A 24,293-nucleotide genomic window follows, 5' to 3' on the forward strand; every position below is an offset into this window, starting at 1 on the left:
ATTCTCCGGACGCTATCCCGCCGTTTTATTTCACATACTTTTCTTTAATATTTTCCTTTATGGTGTTTACAGCATCATCCGCTGCTGTTTGTGTGGATTTTTTTCCTGAAGCTGCATCAAAAATCAAACTTTCCGCTCCTGTCCATACCTCAGCCATTTCTGGAATATTTGGAGTCGGCGTTGCTGTTTCATATTGTTTAATCACAGCTGACGTCAGTTCATTCTTTTGCTCATCAGCTTTCTTCCTTGCAGCAGTGTTGGCTGGAACTTCGTTTGTATCCTCATAAAAAGCGTAAGCATTGGCATCATTTGTAGCATACTCAATCCATTTTTCAGCCAGCTCGGGTTCTTTTGTATATTTCGAGGCAACCCAGCCCTTCCCGCCGGCAAAAGGGGCGTATTCTTCTCCATTTGGCAATGTCGGAATGGGAGCCGCTCCGTAGTTCAATTTAGCTTCTTTATAGTTGGCAGCTGACCACGGTCCGCCAATGATCGCAGCCGCTTTGCCTTCTAAAAACATCTGTTGAATAAAGTCGTCTGCGCTTGAATTGTCTTGCATTCCTTTCGGCCAATAGGTTTTAAACCATTTCTCTGCATATTTCGCCGCTTCCACAGCCCCTTTGTTGTTCAGGCCGATGTCCCCGGAATCTGTGCCGTTTTTTCCAAATACATATCCGCCGTATCCAGCCAATAAGCCGTACGACATATAAAAGTCAGTCCATTTTGCTAAAAATCCGGTTGATTTTCCTTTTTCCGAAGCAAACGCGAATCGAGGATCCTCCATTAACTTTTCAAGGTCTTTAAATGTTTTGGGTGCTGTTTTTAAAAGATCTTTGTTGTAATACAAAATAAGTGTCTCAATGACTAGCGGCATTCCGTACACTTTGCCGTCAACTGTCACCTGCTGCATTTCTTTCTCTCCAAAGCTCTTTGTATGAGAGGGCTTAATGTCGAGCAAATGCCCCTGCTGTCCCAAACCGCCGATCCGGTCATATGCAGCAAGCATAACATCAGGCGCGTTACCCGCCGGGCCATCAAGAGGAAGCGCTTCCAACTGTTCGAACATTTGCTTTTCAACAATTTTTACTGTGACATCATTCTCTTTTTCAAACTTTGCTTTGATGCTTTCAATGTATTCTTTATACGTTTCCTCGACAGACACAGTCAGCACCTTTTTGCCATCAGCGCTTGCTGGATTTTTTGAACTTGAGCAGGCGGCAAGGCTGATTGCCAGAAATGATGCCGCCAATATGGCGAACCCCTTTTTAAAAAGAATCATCTCTTTTCCCCCTTCTATTTACGAAACTATAACAATTGTATTGCCCTTCAGAAAGCGGTTACAACAACTTTCGATTTGTTACCGATAACAGAATGTTATACTGGGGCGGCAGCACTCAAAATCAAAAATTCCCCCGGCTGAACGGCAATGACATCGTGATGATGAAGCGGCTGCTCTGTCCATGCATCGCAGATTTTCTTATTCCTTTCAATATTCAATTCTAGTAAACTGACGTGTTGAACCGCATTCCCCTGATTAAAGAAATAAATCAGTATTTTTTCATCGAGAGTCCGCGAAAAGCTGATAAAATCATTTTTGTCATCCAGCAGATTCCACTCAAGATGTCCTTCAGTCAACAAAGTGTTTTCCTGCTTGCGTAAAGCAATTAACCGTTTCATAAATCGCAGCATGTCCTGGTTTTGCTTTTCCGTTTCCCAAACCATACATTTCCGGCATAATGGATCATTTTCGCCGTCCAGCCCGATTTCCGTTCCGTAATAGATGCATGGTGAGCCTGTCTGGGCAAACATAAAGGCCAGCAACGCGCGTGCTTTCTTCTCATCATTGCGGCATCTGGTCAAAAGACGCTTTGTATCATGGCTATCCAGTAAATTAAACATCACCTCATTGGCCTGCTTCATCCCATTCATCAAATGTGCATTGACAAGGTGAGCCATACGTGAGGCTGGGATCGTCTGGTCAGCAAAGTATTCATTCATAGGTTCTGTAAAAGGGTAGTTCATCACCGCATGAAATTCATCCCCTCTAAGCCAGGGTTCGGCAGAATGCCAGATCTCACCTAAAATATAAACATCAGGCTTTTCTGCTGATACAGCCTTCCTGAATGTCTTCCAAAAAACATGATCCACTTCATTTGCGACATCCAAACGCCAGCCGTCAATGTCAAATTCCCGAATCCAGTACAAAGCAATATCAAGCAAATATTTCTGCACCTCGGGATTCGCCGTGTTTAGCTTCGGCATATCAGCTGTAAAAGCAAACCTGTCATAATTGTCTTCTGTGACAGGAAAAGAGTGAATATGGAACCAGTCTTTATAGCGGGATTGAGCTCCGTTTTTGAGGACATCCTGCCATTGCGGAGATGCGCTTCCTATATGGTTAAAAACCGCATCTAGCATAATTCTCATCCCCCGCTGATGAAGCTGGCTGACCAATGTACGAAAAAGCTCGGGATCCCCAAAATGAGTATCAATAGAAAAGTAATCCAGCGTGTCGTATTTATGATTAGAAGGCGCGGAAAAGATCGGCGTCAGATAAATGCCGTTCACCCCTAAATCCTCTAAATAATCAAGCTTGTCAACAATCCCTTGCAAATCTCCTCCAAAAAAATCATTGACGCCCGGGTCCTTGCTCCCCCACGGCAATGCATTCTTCGGTGACAAGTCTTCTCGTCCATTTGCAAACCGCTCCGGAAAAATTTGATACCAAACCGTTGACTTGACCCATTCAGGCGCTTGAAATGTATCAGCCTCATGAACAAATGGAAATTTAAAATAATAATGGATCGTCTCCAATGTTTTTTCGTTATAAGGGCATACACCCGAGCTTCCGAAAAAGATATCTTCATGATCGTCTGTTACAACAAACGCATATTGTAAACGCCTAAATGGCGGCACCACTTCAGCAAACCAATAGTCATGCACGTCTGTTGCGGCAATTTTCTTCATCGGCTGCTCGTTTGCAGACCAGCTGCCGTCGTTGTACTCATAGGGATCACCCCAAATGACTCGAATGTGATCTGCATCATCTTTTTTCGTCCGAATCTTGATATGCACTGTCCGCCCATCATAAGAATAAGCATCAGTACTGAATGGCTGATGGTGAATCGCTGCATATTCCATCATGTTTCCCCCTTTGATTTCCGTGTTATTGAAGCCGGCTCATAGTTTGAAAGTATCATGACGGAATAGCAGGAACAATCCTTTTCCCCCTGTTACCGATAACAGAATAAGGCGCTTACAGCGTTGATTCTCGTACAATTAACTCTGGTTCAAAAAATAGGCTTCCTTGAGCAGCACCGTCTTCATTCATTTTTTTCAGCAACATTTTCGCACAGGCTTCTCCCATTTCAACAACAGGCTGTCTGACCGTAGTCAACCGCGGTGAGGAGATGCGATCAAGAAACACACCGTCATTCCCGGTAACCGCCACATCTTCTGGAATTCGCTTTCCAAGCGATTGTGCCGCACGAATGACGCCGAGCGCGATTCGATCAGATGCGCAGACAAATGCCGCCTGATTGTCCATGGATGTCAGCAGTTCTCTTGCAAGGCCTTCACTTTTCGTAGAACTGTTGTCGACCCGAAACATATTCGTCTTTTTAAAGCTTTTATTCATCGCCCGTATATACCCCTGTTCTCTTGCACGTTCGAAAGGCTCATCTAAATCAATGCCAAAAAAGACCACCTCCCGCTCACCCAGCCCCATCACATGTCGGGTTGCCATAAAAGTGCCTTTCTCGTTATTCACATCGATAAAGTCATAGCCCATTTCATTTTGCCCGAATACGACGAGCGGCTTCTCAAACGCTTTTATTACACCTTCAAAATCAGTCCTTCTCAAGCCGGTGGCAATAATGCCGTCACATTGGCCAATATTGAGAGAATTTCTTGTCACAAGCTGGAGAGCATAGTGATTGCGATCCAGCTCCCTGCTGATTCCGGTCAGCAGGTTCATGTAATATGGTTCTGTCGTATCCATTTCCTCAAGAATCAATAGTTTTACAACCTGTGTTCTGTTTTGCACGAGCGCTCTTGCCGCATAATTAGGGATGTAATTCAGCTCTTTCATCGCAGAATGAACAAGCTTTTTCAATTCATCTGTCACCGTCTCAGGGTGATTGATCACTCGTGATACCGTCATTTTCGAAACATTAGCTTTTTTTGCCACATCTGACAACGTTGCCATTTTCATCCCCTCCTTAACTGTGCTTATTATCCAAACTAGTGAAAAAGTCCTCTATTACTGCTAAATATACAATACAGGCAAAAGAGAAATAAAAAAGAGATTTCCTTCTGGAAACCTCACATTGTTAAAAAACTCGGTTTTTAATACATTCTCTGCCCGGCAATTAGACCAAATACGCTATTCACAAGAAAGGACCTTTTTAAATTTCCGTCCACTTTTTCTCTAAAATCGGATAAGAATAATTTTGCATTTGCTCAATTAACTCATCCGGCCGTGATGAGCTGTGAATCAGCTTTAGGTGCGATTCGTTAGAAAACCCTTCTTGTATGCTGTATTTCACCATTTTCATCATCGGTTCAAAATATCCATTTACATTGTACAGTCCGATTGGTTTTTGGTGGATGCCGATCTGCGCCCAGCAAAGCACTTCAAATAATTCTTCATATGTACCGAACCCTCCCGGCATCGAGATAAAGCCGTCCGCCAGTTCGCTCATTTTGGCCTTTCGTTCATGCATCCCGTTTACTTCAATCAGCTCAGTCAGGTTTTGATGAACAACCTCCCCGCTGAACAAACCGCTCGGCATGACCCCGATTGCAGTTCCGCCGTTTTCCATAATCGCGTCAGCAATCGTGCCCATCAAGCCTACGCGGGAGCCCCCATAGACAAGCCCGATTCCCTGCTCAGCCATGTACGTGCCAAGCTCTGCCGCTTTTCTTTTATACGCTTCATTTCCCCCTGGGTTTGACCCTGCAAATACACAAATGGTTTTCATCTTGTCATCTCCGCATCTATATATCGTGTTAAATATCCCGAAAGACACTATATATTGTCCCATCTTCATGTGATAATATCAATATGAAATACATAAAGAATGCAGGAGTGATGATGTTGCAGCTGGCTGATGCAGAAAAATGGATGAAAGAGTTTTACGAAAAAAGAGGCTGGACAGAATACGGGCCGTTTATTCGGGTCGGCTTTTTAATGGAGGAAGCCGGAGAACTGGCCCGGGCTGTGAGGGCGTATGAAATTGGCAGAGACCGGCCGGATGAGAAAGAATCGTCACGCGCTGAGAAAAAACAAGAATTGATCGAAGAAATGGGAGATGTCATCGGAAATATCGCCATTCTTGCTGATATGTATGGTGTCTCTTTAGAAGACGTCATGAAGGCCCACCAAGAAAAACTGACAAAACGATTTGAGCATGCATAAAAAAAGCGGCCGCAATGGCCGCTTTTTTTAACCTGTGATTTCATCATGGTGATCAAAGAAATGCTGTTTTCCTATTTTGTGAAAAAGGCCTGTTTTATGCAGCAGCTCCTTCGGCTGCGATTGTAATCCTACAATCATCAGCTTTCCATTGTGGCGCTTAATTCGATTCATAATGTTCCCTAGCACCGCTTCAGCTGACGTATCCATATAGTGCACCTTATTCATGAGCAGGATGAGGGTTTTCGGTTTTTTCTGTACATGCTCCAGCAATGACGATTCAAGCGAATCAATTGATCCGAAAAACAGCGGCCCTTCTATTGCATACATGCTGACAGATGGATCTTCTCTCTTCGCCAGAACAGGATGCGATTCCTGATTGTGGATGCGGGTCGCTTCGCTCATTCTTCTGATAAAGAACACGAATGCAAGCAGCAATCCGGTTGCCACACCGATGATTAAGTCAAACAGAACCGTGAGGGCGAAGGTCGCCGCCAAAATAAAGGAATCAGCGTTTTTCAGTCTCAGCATATTTGCGACTTCCTTGCGCTCACTCATATTCCACGCCACCACCATAAGAATCGGTGCCATACTGGCAAGCGGCACATGGGAGGCATAAGGCGCGAATACAAGCAGGACAAGGAGAACGACTACACCGTGAACGACGCCGGAAACGGGGGAAACCGCTCCGTTTTTTATATTGGTCGCCGTTCTCGCAATCGCTCCTGTAGCCGGGATTCCGCCAAACAAGGGCGCTGCCATATTCGCAATCCCCTGGCCGACAAGCTCTTTGTTGCTGTCATGCTTTGAGCCCTTCATGTTATCAGCGACCATTGCCGACAAAATCGACTCAAGTCCTCCAAGAAGCGCGATGACAAGCGCTGCCGGAAACAGCATGACCATTTTATCCAGAGTAAGCTCAGGAAACTGAAATTCAGGCAAATGGCGGGGGATTTCTCCATAAGTTGACCCAATCGTTGCCATGCGGTCAGGGAAAAAGACAACCGCGACCACTGTGGAAATAAGAAGCGCCAACAAAGCGCCCGGCACTTTAGGCATCACCTTGGCGGATACAAGCAAAATGACGAGCCCGATCACAGCTGTCAAAATGGCATACACGTTAAAGGTGCCGAGCTGCTGCACAATTTCAAACATGTTGTGATGAAAGTTCTCATGTTTTTCAACATTTCTCAATCCGAGAAAATTAGCGATTTGTTCCGTAAAGATCAGCACGGCAATTCCGGCTGTAAAACCGACGATAACGGGTTTCGGCACGAATTTCATTATTTTTCCGAGCTTAAACAGCCCGAACAGCACCAGCATCACTCCTGCCATAAACCCCGCAATCAGCAGATTTTCCAAGCCATACTGCATGATAATGCCGAAAAGAATCGGGACAAAGGCGCCCGTCGGACCGCCAATTTGATATTTGGATCCTCCAAACAAAGAAATACAAATCCCAGCTATAACAACAGTGTACAGCCCATATTCAGGCTCGACTCCCGAGGCAATGGCAAACGCCATCCCTAATGGAATTGCCACGACACCTACTACGATACCTGCAATTAAATCTTTCTGAAATTTCTGTAAATTGTATCCCTTGAATCTCCCTGAGAATCGCATATTTTGCTATAACCTCCCTTATAAATGTGTGTTTATGAGCTCAGTTTCATAACCGTTAATGACCACATCTAGTTTTCCTGTTTCAGGATGAATGACAAGCCCGTGTACCGGCACCTTTTTCGGCAGCAACGGATGGTTCTTGATCAGATTCACACTGTGGGAAACGCTTTCTTCCACGCTGTGAAAACCGGTCAGCCACGTTTTCAAATCAAGTCCGGCGCTCGTCAGCAAATTCAGGCAGCTATCCTCTACTCCGCGTTCCTTTGCTTTCTCAAGAATTGAGGAAGCATTCAGTCCTGACATTCCGCATTCATGATGGCCGATAATGCATACCTCTTCAGCCTGCAATTCATAAATCGCCACCAGTATGCTTCTCATCACGCTTCCAAATGGGTGAGAAACGATGGCTCCCGCGTTTTTTACAATTTTAGCATCACCGTTTCTAAGCCCCATTGCTTGCGGAAGAAGTTCTGTAAGCCTTGTATCCATACAAGTGACAATGACGAGCTTTTTTGAAGGAAACTTTGTCGTTTTGTACGGTTCATACTTCTTCTCTCTGACAAACCGCTGATTGTGTTCCAAAATTGATGTTAAAGAAACCATTTGATTCATCTCCCATCCATATGATTTTGCAAGCCTTCTTCCCCAGCTTACAGTAAGGAATTATAGCATAGGAATTCACTGCGAAAAGGCTTTCAAAAAAAGACACTATAATTGGACTGTAGAATCAAAACATAAACATTTATATCTTTCAAAGATAATAAAATTTATATTTATTGAATCCTATAATCTGGCTCCAACTCGATATTGATGATTTGTCTGACAAAAAATATAGGTGAATTCTGATAATTAAAAAACTTTTTTAAGCGAATTTAGCTGTCCGATCTCCATTTTAAGTTCAAAAGAACCAGAAATTGAAATAGACGCAGCCATATTTTTAACATTTATTTATTTCCGATATAATAAAATGGACAACAGCAATAAAGGGGGAGCCTTGTTGAAACCATTTGTATTTATTACAAAACCGATTCCTGAAGAGATTGAAGCATTCATCGGTGAACATTGCCGTTATGAAGTATGGCAGGAGGATACGCTTCCGAGTGATGTGCTATTTGAGAAATTAAAAGATGCGGAAGGGCTTTTAACGTCAGGAACGTCCGGACCGTCAATCAATCGTGAATTGCTGGAACACGCGCCTAAGCTCAAAGTGGTCAGCAACCAATCAGTAGGCTACGATAACTTCGATATAGAAGCAATGAAAGAAAGAGGAGTCGTCGGCACTCATACACCTTATACACTGGATGACACAGTAGCAGATCTGGCCTTTTCTTTGATTCTGTCTTCTGCCAGACGTGTTGCCGAACTGGACCGTTTTGTCAGAGCGGGAAAATGGGGAACCGTTGAAGAGGAAGCGCTTTTCGGCATTGACGTTCATCATCAAACGTTAGGCATTATCGGCATGGGTAGAATTGGCGAACAAGCAGCGAGACGCGCCAAATTTGGTTTTGATATGGAAGTGCTTTATCATAACCGCCATCGCAAACAAGAAACGGAAGACAGCATCGGCGTTAAGTACGCTGAGCTTGATACATTGCTGGAGCAATCTGATTTTATTCTGCTCATTACGCCGCTAACAGATGAAACGTACCATATGATAGGCGAACGTGAATTTAAGATGATGAAGGATTCAGCAATTTTCGTCAATATTTCCCGGGGAAAGACAGTTGATGAAAAAGCGCTGATTCGCGCCCTTCAGGAAGGCTGGATCAGAGGAGCCGGCTTAGACGTATACGAAAAAGAGCCTGTTACCCAAGATAACCCGCTCTTACAGTTGGATAATGTCACGTTGCTTCCTCACATTGGTTCAGCAACAGCTAAAGTGCGCTTCAACATGTGCAAACAGGCTGCCGAAAATATGATCGCAGCCATTCAAGGACAAACACCGAAAAATCTCACAAGAGAATTTCAATAAATCAAAAATCCGGTCTGATACAGACCGGATTTTATATTACATACGCTGAAGAACAGCACGCTTATAAATATGGCGGGTAACGATATAATAAACAGCCTGGAACACAAAATAAATGAAGATGACAATTACTGCCTCAAAAAATAAGTTGGAATTCAGCATATTGCTTAACGCAGCATACGCAAAGCCGGCGTGAATTGTGCCCGCAATAAATGGGATGAAGAACAAAAATCCAATTTGTTTTCCAAGGATCGAGTGAATCTCTCTGTCCGTAATTCCCATTCTCTTTAATGCTAAAACTTGCACTCTTGTATCTTCTATTTCTGTAAACATCCGCAAATACAGCATGCTTCCTTGCACGATAAAAAACAGCACGCTGACAAACAGACCAATAAACAGCATTAATGCAACTCCCTGCTTCACGATTTGATAGCTTGGAGCACGCGTTTGAAAATCAGATGTATGTTCTTTCGGCACCATGTTTTCAAGCTTTTCAGAGACATCCACCGTCTCCTGCCAATTCTCAAGCTCATAACCTACCACTCTCATCTGTTCCTTCAGCGGCACATTCTGTGACAGACTGTCAAAGCTCTTTTCGCTGACGACCAATAAACGGCTGACTCCATCGACTGACATCAATATCCCTTTGTTTTGCTGCTTTTTCATTGTGTAGGAAAGTGTTTTTCCTGACTTCATATGAAATGCCGCTGTTTCCCCTTCTCCAAATGTGTCTTTCACCATCATTTGAAAAGGAACATTAATAAATGCTTCATTTTCTTGTAAATGAATAACTGGAAGCCCTTTTTCCTTTGCGACTAGATTATAGATATTTGCTGGAATCAGCAAGGCTTCCGTTTCTGTTTTCTTGTTTCCATACGGCAAATCTGATTGGAAAGTGACCGGAATCCCTGTTGTATCCACCTTATACTTGATAACAGCATGAGCTTTTTTCAATGTATGCTCAGCCGTCTCAGGCTTCATGACCTGAAATCGCGACGCGTCTTTTTCCACCCAGGAAACAGACTGAGGAATGCTTTGCTCCTCCTGCGTTTGTAAATCGGAATAAAACATATAGATGACACCTGTAGCTGTGAGTATGACCGCCGTAATGACAGAGGTTAAAAACAGCATGCGTGCATGATCCTTCAGCCTGAATATCATGTTGGAACGCACAATAATATTCGTGCCTTTATAGAAGCTGTTTTTCTTTCTGTACAGCATGCGGAAGAACGCCACACTGCTTTGGGTAAAAAAGAAATACGTCCCGATCAATACTAAGATCAAAATTGGAAAGACACGAAACATCATGTCGATCGCATTGGCTGTTGCAGATAAGTAATAACCGCTGCCAAGACATAGCAAAGACAGCACAGTGAGCAATTTCGAATAGACCGGCAGGCTTTTCGGCTTTTGGGCCGATTTAATCAGTTCAATGATTTCCAGCTTCCGAATCCGCCCCAGTGATAAAATGAGCAGCGTCTGAAACAGGATGAGAAAACCGACAGCTGTCATCACAAACGCTTTCGGTACAATGGCAAACGAAATCGGCACCTTCACGCTGAGCATCCATGTCATGATCATAAAAAACAGTTTTGAAAATAAAAGACCTGCTCCAATGCCGGCCGCAATCGCTGCAAGAGAAATGAGTGATTGCTCATAATAAATCATTTTGCGAAGCTGCTGCTTTGATGTGCCAAACAGCGTCAGCAGGCCAAACTCTTTCTTTCTTGCCTGCAAAAAAGCCGAATTGGAATATGTGATGAAAAATATACAAAACACAATGATGACGACAAGAGCTGCACTCAAGCATGTTTTGACAAGGCTTCCGCCATATATATTGTCTTCATTGACATCAGGATGAAAAATAAAAGATGTGAAGACAAAAAACACCGAAACGGCAAACACACAGCTTAAAAAGTAGGCGACATATCGTTGCAGATTCCCAAGAATGTTTTTACGGGCGATGGTTCTCAAATTCATGAAAATCGCCTCCCAACACACTCAAGGTATCCAATATACTTTGATAAAACACCTGCCTGTTTGTTCCTCTGTGAATCTCTGAAAAGAAACGTCCGTCTTTAATAAACACAATCCGTTTACAGAAGCTTGCCGCTGTAGCATCATGCGTAACCAATAAAATCGTCGCTTCCTTTTCTTCATTCAGCTGAGCCAGTGTGTTCATCACTTGCTTTGCCGATTTTGAGTCGAGGTTTCCTGTCGGTTCATCTGCAAGAATGAGGGCCGGATTGTGAATAATCGCTCTGGCACAGGCTGCCCGCTGCTGCTGCCCGCCCGACACTTCGTATGTCCGGTGGTCAAGAATATGCTTAATTTGCAGCGTATCCGCCAGTTCATCCAAACGGGCTTCCATTTCTTTCAGCTTTACCTTATCTAATGCGAGCGGCAAGAGAATATTTTCACGTATTGTCAGCGTATCAAGCAGATTAAAGTCCTGAAAGACAAAGCCGAGTTCTCTTCTGCGAAACATAGCCAGGTCCTGATCCTTTAACGTTTTCGGCTGAATGCCGTTGATCATCATCTCGCCCTGCGTCGGCTTATCAATGGTAGCCAGCAAATTCAGGAGCGTGGTTTTTCCGCTTCCAGACGGCCCCATAATCCCGACAAATTCTCCTTTTGCCACACTGAGATCAAAGCCGCTGAGCGCTTGATATGAGATTGTCCCTTTATTTGAATAATACGTTTTCGATAGGTTCGTTGTTTGCAACACGTTCATGTTCTGCTCCTCCTTTTTCTTTATTATAAAAAGGAAGTCAGCATCCTCCCATCGAACTTTCTTGCAATTCCGCTCCCCAACCTTACAATGCTGTCACATTCACGAGGGTGTCACTTGAAAACACGATGGTCATCACAGTGCCAGCTCCTTCTTCTGATTCCGCATACAGCTTATGGCCGAGACGGCTGCACACCTGTTTTGCTAAATAAAGGCCCATTCCAGTTGCCTCTTTCATGGTTCGTCCGTTTTCTCCGGTGAAAAACGCGTTAAAAATCCGCGGCAAATCCTGCGGCGGTATGCCGATTCCTTTGTCAGCAACCGACAATCGTGTCTCATGTCCCTGTGTTTCAATCCGAATTGTAATAGAGTCTCCCACACCTTGCTTTGAATATTTTAAAGCGTTGAAAAGGATTTGCTCGACAACAAAGGAAAGCCACTTTTGATCACTGGAAATCTGAACGGCATTTGGCGGTACATGTAATGTTGGAAAAAGGCGCCGTTTAATAAACTGACGTTTTTCCTGATTGATCAGTGAACGAACCATTTCGGCCAAATCAAAGGTTTGCGGCTTTACATCAAAGGCGAATTCCTCCAGCCGGGCCGTTTGCAGCATCATATCAAGACCGTGGCGAAATCTCTCATTCTCATCCTCCAGCTCCTCTAAAAACGTCGGAAAAGAGGGTGCGGTTCCGCTTTTTCCTTCCTGAATCATTAAGGAAATGACGGATACCGGTGTTTTCATATGGTGGACCCATTGATTGGTGAAGGTATAATGCTGCTTTTGCTGATTGATATATTGTGAGAGCCTGCTTTCGTATTGCTGCCCGAGTGCGTTGATCATTTTCGTCCAAAGCGCTTGCTCTCCTGTTCTTGGCTTTCGGGCTTTCAAAGACTGTCCGATGTCATTTGCAGCAGACGCTTGTTCTGCAAGCTTTTTGACATAGGTGAGAAAGGAAAATTGCCGAACGTAATCAGCAGCAAAACCTGCGACTAAAAGAGCACCAGGCAAAATCCATATGTATATCATATTTTCTTTGGAAGGTTCTGCGCCGCTCTCTATGATGCTTAAATACGCAATCAGCATGCTGGCCCCTATCCCTAATAATGAAAATAGTATAATGGCGAAACGGTCAATGAGATACGTCTTTAACACTCCGCTTCATCCTTCCGATTGACTTGAAATTGATAGCCCTGTCCTCTGATTGTTGAAATACAATCTTTCAGTCCGGCATTCTCCAGTTTTCTCCGCAGCCGGTTGACATTGACCGTTAACGTATTGTCATCGACAAAATCAACGTCATCCCATAACGCCTCCAATAGCACATCACGGGAGACAATTTTTTTATGCTCCCTCACAAAAATCGAGAGAAGCTGGAATTCTTTTTGGGAAAACAAAATCCGGACACTGTTCCACTCCGCTTCATTCTGATCAGGATAAATCGTCAGCCCGCCAAGTTCCACTATTCTTGATTCCTGCGGCAAAGAGGGCGAATATTCACCATATGTGCGGCGCAGGACTCTTTTGATTTTGGCCATCACTACCTCTAGATGGAACGGCTTTGTGATATAATCATCGCCGCCATTTTCAATCGCCATTACCTGATTCAGCTCATCGGTCCGTGCTGATATAAAGATAATCGGCGCATTAGAAATCGTACGTATTTGCCTGCACCAATAAAACCCATCAAAAAAAGGCAGGTTGATGTCAAGCAGGACAAGATCAGGCTTCATTTCTGCAAATTCCAATTTTATATCATTCAGCTGTTCAGCAATTTTTACTTCATATCCGTATTTTTGAAGATGACCGCCCAGCAAAGAAGCAATCCGCTCATCATCTTCCACAAGCAAAATCCGATACACGTTGATCCCCCTTATATGTACATCACGATGATTTTTCTAGAAGATTCCAAAATTATTATAGCATAAGGGAAACCAAGCGATTGTCTATAGAAAGCAGTCAAAATAGGTAAAGTTGTAAAAGCCAATAAAGTGATATTTTAACCGAAATATATAATATAGTTGACAGTTTTTAGTAAGTTCTCTTTTTCAATTAATAAAAAATTCATATGATTTTTTATTGCCTTTGGTTAAGTTATGTGCTTTTTATAATAAAAAAAGCTTGTGACTAAATCCAAACAAATGGATATAATCAACAAGCGAAAAAGTCTATAAAATATTCTAACAAAACCAAAATAAAAACTATTTTCCTGTAGTACCGTTAGTAGCTACTAACTTACCATTCACGATCCTTACTAGACTACCTTGTTTAACCATACTTCTTAAGACACTGCTATATTTTACGCTACTATATGTATAATAGTTTTCAGTAGCAAGAAATCTCCCAGTTTCATTGTTCATAAGATCCATCTGTTTATCTAAACCTGAAGACTTTGATTCATGTGCCGTTGCCCATACTTTTGCTCTATTATACCCATGGCTTGGTCCTCCGCCAAACGATTGTACTAGACGTGCATTCCAATAACTATGGCGAAATGCATCTCCATTTCCTTTCCCAAGTTGTTCTTTACCATAATATTTTTCCGCTTCCGCTTTAGCTTCTTGTGCAGCATTACCATACTTCACAAATTCAAGCGGATTACTTTTTGCTAAACGAATCTCTGCATCAGTTAAAGCTCCAAAACCGGGAATACTGTAATCCATAGCTGAAAAAGAAGTTGATTTATTTTGAATTGCTTGCTGAATTGCTTTAGCAGCAATTTGATTAAGTTCTTCTTCTGTATAATTCTTGTTAGCAATCTTTTTTTCTAGTTGATCATTTACTTTACTTAACATATTGAAGTCCGTATTTCTGAGTTCCTGTTCAGTTAAATATAATTTATTCTTTTTTGTGTGTTCGGTCTTTGAATATTGTAGTTTATCTGGTGAATACTCTTTGGCTAAAGCCGTTGATGAAGTAAAAATTGTTGCTGAAATTACTACACTTGATAACAGAATTATACTCTTTTTCACAAATTAAACCTCCAAATAATGTAATAACATGTAAAATTTTATCATATCAAAAGTGTATTATCAACAATTATTTTCACAAAAGGTATTTTTTGATATAGTTGAAATAAACTGTGAGAGGGTGATTAATTTGAAAAAAATGTTAATGTTAATTTCTGTCCTCTGTATAATTTCTGGTTGTGAAAAAAATTACACAGGTAAATTCACTGAATGGGGAGATACAGTAACAGAAGATAACAAAAAATGCTTTAAAGAAAATCAAATTCCTTATAAGATTGACAACGGTAAAATATATATTCCCGAGGATGCTTTTGATATGGCTATTAATACTTGTTCCTGATAGGTCACAACTATCTTCTTTGTTCACAAAAAAAGCTTGCAGATAACCTGCAAGCTTTTTACGTTACAAAAAATGAGTATTTAATTTCTCTTCAAATTCTGAAGGGCCGATATCCCTTTTTTGAATGTCACCGCCGTTTTCATGAATCGTGAAATGGCGGTCTGACATGACCATCCTTCCGCTCGGTGTCAGCTTTGAGGCAAGCGGTGATTTGTTAAAAGGAGATTTTTCATGAGAGTGAATCATGTCCTTCATGTTATCTAAATCACAGAGATCGCTCTCTTCAAGGGTAAAGGCGTACCCAATTTGCCAGCCTTCTCCTTTGTCCATCAGCAGCAAATGGCTGCCCATTTCTGTCTCTTCTTTTTTGATTCGGAATGACCCGACTGGTGACTGTACCGTTTCTCCGGAAAGCGGTATCGGCTGAAGCGCCAGGTTGATGCCGAAGCCAATATCAACGAGGTAATCGCCGTTTTCCGCAGACAGCAATACAGCAGCATGCGTCCCTTCTAGCGCCCATCCCTCTTGATTGCCTGCATAAACCGTTCCTCGAATGAGCTTCACATGAAACCCGGCATCACGCAAGACAAAATAAAGGAAGCCATTTAAATCGTAGCATAGGCCGCCGTGCTGTTCTTTGACCAGGCGGCGCCACAGATCTTCTTTTGTTACCCTATAATTCTCTTTTGCGAGTACGGCACGGTTTTCAAATGGAAAACGGTATGCCATTGCTTTGAGAAAAAGAGGAAGATCGCCGAAGCTGACATGGTCTTTCTCCCAGCCGATTTTCTGAAAGCAGTCTTTTAGAAAGTCACTCATTTTTATCACCTAAACTTCTTCTTGAACGTAAGCAGCCAGCTTCTCCAGCGCCTCTTGTTCATCTTCTCCCTGGGCAATCAAGGTAACCTCAGTGCCTGTGCTTACCGCCAGGCTCATCAGCCCCATGATGCTTTTGGCGTTTACTTTTTTCCCATCCTTCTCAAGAAACACATCTGACGTAAACCGGTTTGCTTCTTGTACAAACAAAGCAGCAGGACGTGCTTGCAGTCCTGTCTTTAATCGAACTTCCACTTTCTGTTGAACCATAAGATCTCCCCTTTTCTTTACGGTTATTTTAAAGTGACGGTTTGCCCTGTCCGCAGCTGTTCTGCGATTTCGTCAAGTTTTCTCAGCCTGTGATTGATCCCTGATTTGCTGATTTTCCCGCTTGCTACCATTTCCCCCAGCTCTTTCAGCGTCACTTCCTGATAATCAATCCGCAGCTGCGCGATTTCCCGAAGTTTTTCAGGAAGCGCCTCCAGGCCGATTCTTTCATCGATGTATTTAATATTTTCCACCTGTCTCAGCGAAGCGCCGATCGTTTTGTTTAAGTTGGCTGTTTCACAATTGACGAGGCGGTTGACCGAATTTCTCATGTCCCGGACGATTCTGACATCCTCAAATCGCAGAAGCGAGTTGTGAGCGCCGATTACGTTCAGAAACTCTGTAATCTTTTCAGCCTCTTTTAAATAGGTGATGTAGCCTTTTTTCCGTTCAAGCGTTTTGCTGTTTAACTGAAACTCATTTAACAGGTCACATAATGAATCGTTATGCTCCTTATAAAGAGAGAAGATTTCTAAATGATATGAGGAGGTTTCCGGGTTATTGACCGAACCTCCTGCTAAAAATGCTCCTCTCATATAAGAACGCTTGCAGCATCTCTTTTTGACCAGCTCTTTCGAAATACTTCGTTCAAACACAAAATTCTCCCCGAGTATTTTTAAATCCTCTAAGATCGCTTTTGCATTTTCTGAAAAACGCACAATATAGACGTTGTTCTTTTTCAGCCGCATTTTCTTTCTGACCAGCAGCTCGACCGACACGTCATATTGTTTTTTCAGCAATGTATAGATGCGGCGGGCAATCGCCGCGTTTTCGGTTTGAACATCGAGTACGAGATGGCGGTTTGTAAATGATAAAGCTCCATTCATCCGGATGAGTGCAGACAGCTCGGCGTTAATGCAGCAGTCTTTCACTTCCAGATTGGTTAATTCTTTTTTTGTTTCTGATGCAAATGACATATAGCCACCTCATTTCAAGGCTTCATTCTTTCAGTAAATCAACAAGAAGAGAGGCCACTTTATGTGTATCGTGACGAATTACGTCATTTTTATACGTTACGATTTGGTCTCTGATGACTTCAAGCCCCATCGCTTTCAGCTCATCAATATCAAAATCAACAGGACGTGCGGATTCCATTTCGTACTTACGCTTTATTTCGTCGGGAATGTCTTCACTGTTCACTAATATCGTATCAATAAAACCGCAGCCCATATGCTGATTGAGCGCTTTCACATGATCAGCAGCGGTGTAATGGAGCGTTTCACCGGGCTGAGTCATCACGTTGCAAATGTATACTTTTTTCGCCGGCGCCTTTATCACTTCTTCCCCAATTTTTGGGACGAGCAAATTGGGAAGAATGCTTGTATAGAGGCTTCCCGGGCCAATAATAATCAAATCCGCTTCCCTGATCACGTCTATCGTTTCCGGCAGCGGGTCAATCTGTTCAGGCGTGAGAAAAACACGCTTAATGCGCTGTCCGTATGCCGGAATCGTTGACTCGCCTGAGACCACGCGGCCGTCCTCCATCTCAGCATGCAAAACAACACTGGTATTTGCAGCCGGCAAAACCTTCCCTCTTACATTCAGCACCTTGCTCATTTCTGTGACAGCGTGAAAAAAATCACCGGTTATATTTGTCATCGCTGCCAAAATCAAATTCCCGAGAGAATGGCCTGTTAAGTCATTCCCTTTATTGAAGCGGTGCTGAAAAAGATCTTCAACAAGCGGCTCCACATCGGATAAAGCGGCAAGCACATTTCTGATGTCTCCGGGAGGCGGAATTTTCAGTTCATTCCGCAGACGACCAGAGCTTCCCCCATCATCGGCAACTGTTACAATGGCCGTGATGTCAACGGGTTTATGTTTTAGGCCCCGAAGCAATACAGAAAGTCCCGTACCGCCGCCAAAGATTGCGATTTTCGGTTTTTGTCCCATCTTATTTCCGGCTTCTCTTTTCAATGTCCCGGTGAGTAACATGAGTATAGTAATCCTTTTTGAAATAATCAGCTAGATTCTCGGCAAGTGTCACAGAGCGGTGCTGGCCCCCTGTGCAGCCGATCGCAATGACGACCTGGCTTTTTCCTTCTCTTTTGTAAGATGGAAGCATAAAGCTCAGCAGATCAATTAATTTCTCATTGAACTTTTGCGTTTCATTCCACTTCATGACGTAAGAGGAAACCTCTTCATCCTTGCCGGTCAGCGGCCGCATGCTTTCGATATAGTACGGATTCGGCAAAAATCTGACATCAAAGACGAGATCTGCGTCAATCGGGATACCGTATTTAAAACCAAATGACATCACATTTACGGTAAATGTCTCTCCTTGGTTTGAGGCAAAGTGCTTTACAATTTTTTCGCGTAAATCACGCGGCTTCATGTCAGATGTATCGTAAATGATTTGAGAACGGCCTTTTAATTCCTCAAGCAGCTCTCGTTCCAGCGCAATGCCTTCAAGCGGCAGGCCAGTCGCTGCCAGCGGATGCGAGCGTCTCGTTTCTTTATATCTCGTGACGAGAATGGAATCCTTCGCGTCCAGGAATAAAATTCGCGGTGTGATCCACGGATTCTCGGCCATTTCATCCAGCGCTTCAATCAGCCTGTCAAAAAATTCGCGGCCGCGCAGATCCATCACGAGCGCAACTTTGCTCATTTTCGAATTTGATTCCTTCATCAGCTCTAAAAACTTCGGAAGCAATGAAGGCGGAAGATTATCGACGCAGAAATAGCCGAGATCTTCAAAGCTTTGAATGGCGACAGTTTTCCCCGCTCCCGACATTCCGGTTATAATGACAAGCTGAATATCATGTGATTCACTAACACTCATCTTTCTCCCCCCTGACTTGTCTTTCTATTTGATATGCTGCGGGTCTAAACGATAACTGAGCAGCTCAAAGTCCGGTGTATACGTAAATGTGCCGTGCAGCAGCCCTTGTCCCTTCATCATAAAATCAAGGATATGGCCGTCTCCAGGGGCCATAGGCAGGCTCTGAATGTCATTGACATCATGCCACTGCAGCTTGCCTTCCTCGGATTCTGATACATTTTGTCCTGTATAAGAATCAGCGACAAACGTAAACATCATCCACTCGGAGACAATGTGGTCACCGTCTTTAATAATAAAGGTAAAAACGCCTTTTAATTGAGGATTTATGATATAGATACCAGTCTCTTCTCTGTACTCTCTGATGACGGAGTCTCTGACTGATTCTCCGCTCTCCATCTTGCCGCCCGGCGCGACCCACCAGCCGCGTCTCGGCTTTTGCAGCAGAAGAACTTTGTCATCCGTCTGAAGCACACAATTTGTCACTCTTTGCAAGTACGTCACCTAACCTTCGTCCTGTCATCGTCTCTTTATTATACCGCTTCAAGATGCCTCCCACAATGAAGAGACATTGACAATCTTTTCTTCTATTTTACAGCATATTCTTTCGTTAATTCAGATGATTTTGCTGTAATCGGCATTCATCTTTTATTTTTGGACAAAAAAAGGACACGGATAACTGGAGAATCCGTGCCAAAAAAGTGTATTCATTATAAAAAGGGGGTCAATTACTTTATTAATCATAACCGAAAAGCATTACACATGTGTTACAGCGGAATTAAAACCCAGTAACGTAATGTGAAACTCGTATGACAGCCCTTTTTATTTTAAGGTTTTCAGCGTTTCTTGAAGCTCTTCGACATAATGCTGAACGCTTTGTGCCGCAATGCTTCCGTCTCCTGTAGCCGTTACGATTTGACGCAGTGATTTTTCGCGAATGTCTCCGGCAGCGAAAATCCCTTCAACCTTAGTTTCCATGCGGTCGTTTGTTTCGATGTAGCCTTCTTCATTCGTAATGCCCAGGTTTTCAAACGGTTTAGATAGAGGAAGCATGCCGATGTAAATGAATACGCCATCTGTTTTGAATTCACTTTCTTCACCGGTTACCGTATCGACAAGCGTTACGTTACCGACTTTGCCGTTTTCCTCATGAATTTCTTTCACGGTTTTGTTCCATAGGAAGTCAACTTTTTCATTATCAAATGCTCTCGCTTGAAGAATGCTTTGCGCACGGAGTTTATCACGTCTATGAACAATCGTTACTTTTGAAGCGAAACGTGTCAGGTACACACCTTCTTCAACAGCAGAATCTCCGCCGCCGACAACAACAAGCTCTTTGCCTTTAAAGAAAGCCCCGTCACATACCGCGCAATAAGATACACCGCGTCCGCCCAATTCCTTCTCGCCAGGCACACCGATTTTTTTATACTCCGCACCTGCAGCAATAATGACGGCACGCGCTTTATATTCTTTTGAACCGGCTTTGACCACTTTGTACTCTTTGCCGTCAACGACTTCTTTAATATCGCCATAAGCGTATTCAGCGCCGAATTTTTTCGCGTGTTCAAACATTTTGTTAGAAAGCTCAGGCCCAAGGATACTTTCGAATCCAGGATAGTTTTCTACATCTTCTGTATTGGCCATTTGTCCGCCGGGAATTCCTCTTTCAATCATTAATGTCGATAAATTCGCTCTTGATGTGTATACAGCGGCCGTCATCCCAGCAGGGCCCGCGCCGATTATAATCACGTCATAAATTTTTTCTTCTGACACACTATTCACTCCTTAAACCATCTTTTCAAGTTTGGGCTCTTTCTTATAAGATAAGAATCCCCATCAAACGTATTCCTTACCCATATCCTATAAAATCTCATGGTGATACGCTATTTTTTTGCTCATTTTTTTTGAAACGCGATTAAATGTATTTCAAAAGGGTATGTATATATTAAAGAAAGAGCCTTCTGTCCATAGAAGGCCCTTGTCTTATTTATTATTGAACAACACGTCTTACATTACCATTGAAGTATTTTTTCCAGTAAGGGTTATTCATAGAATCAATTGAAACACCATGTGAAGAATTGTCATTAAGGAACGTTCCGTTTCCTAAATAAATCCCAACGTGACCGTTTACTTTGTATGTGTCAAAGAAAACTAAGTCTCCGCGCTTCATTTCTGACGGGCTGACAGCTCTTCCTTTATTAATTAAAGTGTCAGTGCTCGTTCCGCTAACAGGTCCAAGGTTAACACCTGCAGAAGCGTATGCCCAGCGTACGAATGATGAGCAGTCAAAAATACGATTGTTGATATCAGACTGAGTGCGCCCGCCGCCAAACTTGTATGGAGATTGTCCTACAATGCTTGAACCAACGCTGATCGCGCCTTCAATTCCGCCGGAGTTGCTGATAACAGTGCCGCCTGAATTGCTGTTTGAGCCGCTGCTCTTCTTAGAAGATGAGCCGTTAGACGAACTGTTTGATGAACCGTTAGAAGAATTGTCTGAAGAATCATCAGATGAGCTTGCTTTCGCTGATTCAGTTGTAGCCGTTTGGCTGTCATCTGTTTGTGTTTCATCAGATGCTTTTTGTGCTTCTTCCTGCTTTTTGATCAAAGCAGCAGCTGCTTCTTGTTCTTTTTTGATGCGAGCTTGTTCAGCTTCAGTATTTGCTTTTTGATTTGCAAGTTCAGACGCTTCTGATTTTAATTCGGAAATCGCTTTAGCCGTTTTCTTTTGGCTTGCTTTTGCTTCGTCGAAAAGCTTGTCTTTTTCATTAAGCTGTTTATCAAGGTCTTTTTGCATTGTTTCTAATTTAACCAATGCAGCTTGAACTTCTTTCAGCTTGTTATTCAAATCCGCTTCAGAATCTTCGAGCTTCGCTTTATCCTGCTCTTGCTGTTTGATTAAATCTTTGTCTGCGTCCACAATAGATGAGACCGCAGTCGCACGAGAGATAAAGTCACCAAAGCTTGTTGATCCTAAAAGAACATCTATGTATCCTTGAGATCCGCCGCTTTCCTGTAAAGAACGAACGCGTTTTTTCAGGATTTCATTGCGTTTTTCGATGCGTGCTTCTGTTTCTTTAATTTCTTTTTTCAGTTTTTTGATTTCTTCTTTTGTTTTATCATTTTCTTCTTTTTTATCTTCGATCTTGTTGCTTGTATCAAGCGCCTTAGCGTTAATGTCTTGCAGTTCTTTTTCAATCTTTGATTGATTTTCCTGAAGCTCAGTTAATTCTTTTTCCTTCGCTTCAATGCTGGATGCAACCTCAGATTGCTTGCTTTCGATTTTTTGTTTCTTTTCATCTAATGTTTCCGCCGATGCAGTTTTACTTGTAAATGGGATCAAAAAACTGCTTGTCCCGATGACGGAAGCCAAACCAAGTGTAATTAAACTCTTTCTCACTTTTTATATCCTCCCTTTTACTGTGAACCTGTCCTCATTTGGAATCGTATTTTGAACATCAAGTTTCGTTCCTCATACTCTACGAGGAATGATGGTTGTTTATGGTTAATTATTCTGTGCATCTCTTATTCTGGTTGTATAGCGTTTATTTCACATCATATGTAAAAAACACTAATTCCTTATGTACGAGAATCATTATACCATCAAGTTTCGACAAATTAGCGATAAATTTTATTACATTTATGTTTCAAACAGATGTCAAGCCACACATCATTTGTCATTTTTCTTAAGCGTGTAAAAAAACTGTCGATATTATTTTCTTAATATAATCTATCAAACAAAAAAAGAGTCGATTAAACAAATCGACTCTTCAAAATATACTATTCTAGAATATCATCAATATATTTCATATATTTCGTCAACGTTGCCGGAGAGATGCCAAATCGGGCTGCTGTGTCTTTTTTCGTGTCTTGCTTGCCATGGGCTTCTTTCCAAATATAACAGATCGCTGCCGCCCAGCCTTTCTCATTCTTCAACGGAGCGGCTGCGCGGATTTGCTGGATGACATGGAAAACCCAGCAGCTCATGACTTCTGTTGTCATCTCTTCTTTTTCAGCTTGCTCTAATAATTTGACCGTTTGATAGGCGAACAGCGCATCCTCTGAAACGTCAGCTGCCACAGAGTCTCCATTCAAAAGCAGCTTTACAAAGTGATTTTCAAAAGGAGCGGTAATTCTCTTTGAGCGTATTACCGCTTCAAGATGCTCCGTTTCTCCCTTTGTACTGCTGATATAATAGGCTGCGAGACGCTGTTCTACAGATGAAGGAAGTGCTTCCCTTCGCTCAACCCAAGGCGCAGGGCGGTCTTCTCCGGGATATTGCGACTCGACTTTTCTCCAGATCGTCTCGGCAAAGTCGGTATGCCCCGTAAAATAAGCAGAGCACGAGAGCCAGTAAAAGAATGTGTCGTCACCTTCAAAGCCGGTTTTATATAATGATTTGAGCCATTTATACCCAAGCTCGTAACGGCCGACAAGCGCCAAGGTAGCACCCAGTTTATAACGCTGTTCCAACAGCATTGGATAGACATTAGAAAGCTGCTCACTCAATTCCGCCACTTTTTCATCTTCTCTTTCATAATAGTAGAAAACGAGAAGATTGCATAAAGCGTGAAGATTTCCTTCATTATGAGAAAGCACTTCATACGCGGTTTGCTTCGCTTTTACAACGTTTCCGGAATAGAAATAGGCAAGCGCCAGATTGTTGTATGCTGACCAAAGCTCCGGATATTCAGCTGTGATTTCCTCAAGCGCGGCAACCGCTTCAGCAAGCTGGCCGCTTTCCAGCAATGATTTTGCCCGATCCTGTTTCATCAGCAGTTCATCCTGATCATACAACGAATCCTCAATGCCATCGTCCCCTAGATCGAGCAAATCAAGCAGACTATCGTTTTCTTCCGCGAATTCACCGTCCGGGTCCGCATCAGAATATGCGGCCGCTTCTTTATAAGCTTCTTGAAAGAGCCCCAAGTGGGCAAAGTTGTTCGCTTTAAAGTAATGGCACTCCGGCATTTCGGCCTCCAGATTAGCCATGATATAGTCAAGAAGATCGTTCGACTCTTGATACTGGCCCATTTCCGAGTAAATGACCGCAAGCTGTGAAAGCATCTCTGAATCCTCCGGCTCCAAATGAACCGCGCGCTGAATCAGTTTGCTTGCCCGTTTCAGATTGCGCTCTTTATACGCTTTCAAGCCTTTATGAAAAAAATATTGTCCATCTTGAAGCAGCTGGACAATTTGTGCGTGATTTTTATGTTCAGAAGTGTGTTTTCCCACAACTACCCTCCGTTTTATACAATATTACCGTCAGTAGTATACCATAAATCGTAAGCCCCTCAATAGTTCAAAAGGAAGGATTGGGAA

At 42.9% G+C, this 24,293-nt stretch carries 23 protein-coding genes; 3 read left to right on the top strand and 20 right to left on the bottom strand.

Features of this window, described 5'->3' with window-relative positions; all coding sequences use genetic code 11:
• Nucleotides 1–25: 25 nt before the first annotated feature.
• From mdxE to CDO84_RS16805, 4 genes are all read right to left on the bottom strand, one after another.
• Nucleotides 26–1,279: a maltodextrin ABC transporter substrate-binding protein MdxE gene (mdxE, locus tag CDO84_RS16790; RefSeq protein ID WP_014665477.1), complete on the bottom strand. Its 1,254-nt coding sequence runs from the start codon at nucleotides 1,277–1,279 to the stop codon at nucleotides 26–28.
• A 95-nt stretch (nucleotides 1,280–1,374) separates the two neighbouring features.
• Nucleotides 1,375–3,144 carry a maltogenic alpha-amylase gene (gene mdxD, locus CDO84_RS16795; protein ID WP_040081734.1) on the bottom strand — a complete coding sequence of 590 codons (1,770 nt, stop codon included), beginning with the start codon at nucleotides 3,142–3,144 and terminating at the stop codon, nucleotides 1,375–1,377.
• Nucleotides 3,145–3,256: 112 nt separating this feature from the next.
• Entirely contained in the window at nucleotides 3,257–4,207 is a 951-nt protein-coding gene (locus CDO84_RS16800; protein ID WP_040081733.1) for a LacI family DNA-binding transcriptional regulator, read from the bottom strand.
• 199 nt (nucleotides 4,208–4,406) lie between these two features.
• Nucleotides 4,407–4,982 carry an LOG family protein gene (locus CDO84_RS16805; protein ID WP_014665480.1) on the bottom strand — a complete coding sequence of 192 codons (576 nt, stop codon included), beginning with the start codon at nucleotides 4,980–4,982 and terminating at the stop codon, nucleotides 4,407–4,409.
• A 116-nt stretch (nucleotides 4,983–5,098) separates the two neighbouring features.
• Here CDO84_RS16805 and CDO84_RS16810 point away from each other — a divergent pair, with 116 nt between their 5' ends.
• Nucleotides 5,099–5,419, top strand: coding sequence for a MazG nucleotide pyrophosphohydrolase domain-containing protein (locus CDO84_RS16810; protein ID WP_040081731.1), 321 nt, complete (start codon nucleotides 5,099–5,101; stop codon nucleotides 5,417–5,419).
• A 27-nt stretch (nucleotides 5,420–5,446) separates the two neighbouring features.
• Here the strand turns inward: CDO84_RS16810 and CDO84_RS16815 are convergent, their stop codons facing one another.
• Entirely contained in the window at nucleotides 5,447–7,039 is a 1,593-nt protein-coding gene (locus tag CDO84_RS16815) for a SulP family inorganic anion transporter (protein ID WP_003228175.1), read from the bottom strand.
• An 18-nt stretch (nucleotides 7,040–7,057) separates the two neighbouring features.
• Entirely contained in the window at nucleotides 7,058–7,651 is a 594-nt protein-coding gene (locus tag CDO84_RS16820) for a beta-class carbonic anhydrase (protein WP_014665483.1), read from the bottom strand.
• Between the two features lie 382 nt (nucleotides 7,652–8,033).
• On the opposite strand from CDO84_RS16820, the gene CDO84_RS16825 reads away from it, so the two are divergent.
• The gene (locus tag CDO84_RS16825) at nucleotides 8,034–9,011 is read left to right on the top strand and encodes a 2-hydroxyacid dehydrogenase (RefSeq protein WP_081483646.1); all 978 of its coding nucleotides are present in this window, start codon (nucleotides 8,034–8,036) and stop codon (nucleotides 9,009–9,011) included.
• Between the two features lie 36 nt (nucleotides 9,012–9,047).
• On the opposite strand, the gene psdB is transcribed toward CDO84_RS16825, so the two are convergent.
• From psdB to CDO84_RS21595, 5 genes are all read right to left on the bottom strand, one after another.
• Nucleotides 9,048–10,988: a lantibiotic ABC transporter permease PsdB gene (gene psdB / locus CDO84_RS16830; RefSeq protein WP_040081728.1), complete on the bottom strand. Its 1,941-nt coding sequence runs from the start codon at nucleotides 10,986–10,988 to the stop codon at nucleotides 9,048–9,050.
• Nucleotides 10,963–11,742 carry a lantibiotic ABC transporter ATP-binding protein PsdA gene (gene psdA / locus CDO84_RS16835; RefSeq protein ID WP_014665486.1) on the bottom strand — a complete coding sequence of 260 codons (780 nt, stop codon included), beginning with the start codon at nucleotides 11,740–11,742 and terminating at the stop codon, nucleotides 10,963–10,965. Before psdA ends, psdB begins: the two co-directional genes overlap by 26 nt.
• Nucleotides 11,743–11,824: 82 nt before the next feature.
• The gene (gene psdS, locus CDO84_RS16840) at nucleotides 11,825–12,895 is read right to left on the bottom strand and encodes a two-component sensor histidine kinase PsdS (RefSeq protein ID WP_040081727.1); all 1,071 of its coding nucleotides are present in this window, start codon (nucleotides 12,893–12,895) and stop codon (nucleotides 11,825–11,827) included.
• Nucleotides 12,889–13,602 (bottom strand): two-component system response regulator PsdR, encoded by a 714-nt coding sequence (gene psdR, locus CDO84_RS16845; protein ID WP_040081726.1) that lies wholly within the window; start codon nucleotides 13,600–13,602, stop codon nucleotides 12,889–12,891. The genes psdS and psdR overlap by 7 nt, the downstream gene beginning before the upstream one ends.
• Before the next feature lie 339 nt (nucleotides 13,603–13,941).
• Complete coding sequence (locus CDO84_RS21595) at nucleotides 13,942–14,712, bottom strand: DUF6973 domain-containing protein (protein ID WP_043940202.1); 771 nt, start codon at nucleotides 14,710–14,712, stop codon at nucleotides 13,942–13,944.
• Nucleotides 14,713–14,848: 136 nt separating this feature from the next.
• Between CDO84_RS21595 and CDO84_RS16855 the strand changes: the two genes are divergently transcribed.
• Nucleotides 14,849–15,049: a hypothetical protein gene (locus CDO84_RS16855; RefSeq protein ID WP_373569463.1), complete on the top strand. Its 201-nt coding sequence runs from the start codon at nucleotides 14,849–14,851 to the stop codon at nucleotides 15,047–15,049.
• 63 nt (nucleotides 15,050–15,112) lie between these two features.
• Here CDO84_RS16855 and CDO84_RS16860 read toward each other — a convergent pair whose 3' ends face one another.
• The 9 genes from CDO84_RS16860 to CDO84_RS16900 all read right to left on the bottom strand — a co-directional run bounded on the left by CDO84_RS16860 (nucleotide 15,113) and on the right by CDO84_RS16900 (nucleotide 24,206).
• The gene (locus CDO84_RS16860; RefSeq protein ID WP_082032946.1) at nucleotides 15,113–15,877 is read right to left on the bottom strand and encodes an arylamine N-acetyltransferase family protein; all 765 of its coding nucleotides are present in this window, start codon (nucleotides 15,875–15,877) and stop codon (nucleotides 15,113–15,115) included.
• Nucleotides 15,878–16,135 (bottom strand): HPr family phosphocarrier protein, encoded by a 258-nt coding sequence (locus CDO84_RS16865; protein WP_003219835.1) that lies wholly within the window; start codon nucleotides 16,133–16,135, stop codon nucleotides 15,878–15,880.
• Between the two features lie 23 nt (nucleotides 16,136–16,158).
• Nucleotides 16,159–17,109: a DNA-binding protein WhiA gene (gene whiA, locus CDO84_RS16870; protein ID WP_003243775.1), complete on the bottom strand. Its 951-nt coding sequence runs from the start codon at nucleotides 17,107–17,109 to the stop codon at nucleotides 16,159–16,161.
• Nucleotides 17,110–17,131: 22 nt separating this feature from the next.
• Complete coding sequence (gene mgfK / locus CDO84_RS16875; protein ID WP_040082505.1) at nucleotides 17,132–18,085, bottom strand: gluconeogenesis morphogenetic factor; 954 nt, start codon at nucleotides 18,083–18,085, stop codon at nucleotides 17,132–17,134.
• Nucleotide 18,086: 1 nt separating this feature from the next.
• On the bottom strand, nucleotides 18,087–18,974 hold the full coding sequence (rapZ, locus tag CDO84_RS16880; protein ID WP_003235371.1) for an RNase adapter RapZ: 888 nt from the start codon (nucleotides 18,972–18,974) through the stop codon (nucleotides 18,087–18,089).
• A gap of 24 nt (nucleotides 18,975–18,998) precedes the next feature.
• Nucleotides 18,999–19,475, bottom strand: a complete 477-nt coding sequence (locus CDO84_RS16885; RefSeq protein ID WP_080478281.1) for an 8-oxo-dGTP diphosphatase — start codon at nucleotides 19,473–19,475, stop codon at nucleotides 18,999–19,001.
• Between the two features lie 318 nt (nucleotides 19,476–19,793).
• A complete protein-coding gene (gene trxB / locus CDO84_RS16890) occupies nucleotides 19,794–20,744 on the bottom strand; it encodes a thioredoxin-disulfide reductase (RefSeq protein WP_003228139.1) in 951 nt (316 codons plus the stop codon).
• A gap of 217 nt (nucleotides 20,745–20,961) precedes the next feature.
• Nucleotides 20,962–22,371 (bottom strand): peptidoglycan DL-endopeptidase CwlO, encoded by a 1,410-nt coding sequence (gene cwlO, locus CDO84_RS16895; protein WP_040081722.1) that lies wholly within the window; start codon nucleotides 22,369–22,371, stop codon nucleotides 20,962–20,964.
• Between the two features lie 380 nt (nucleotides 22,372–22,751).
• A complete protein-coding gene (locus tag CDO84_RS16900) occupies nucleotides 22,752–24,206 on the bottom strand; it encodes a tetratricopeptide repeat protein (protein WP_040081721.1) in 1,455 nt (484 codons plus the stop codon).
• Nucleotides 24,207–24,293: the final 87 nt, after the last annotated feature.

This window comes from Bacillus sp. MD-5 (assembly GCF_002201875.1).
Classification (GTDB): domain Bacteria; phylum Bacillota; class Bacilli; order Bacillales; family Bacillaceae; genus Bacillus; species Bacillus stercoris.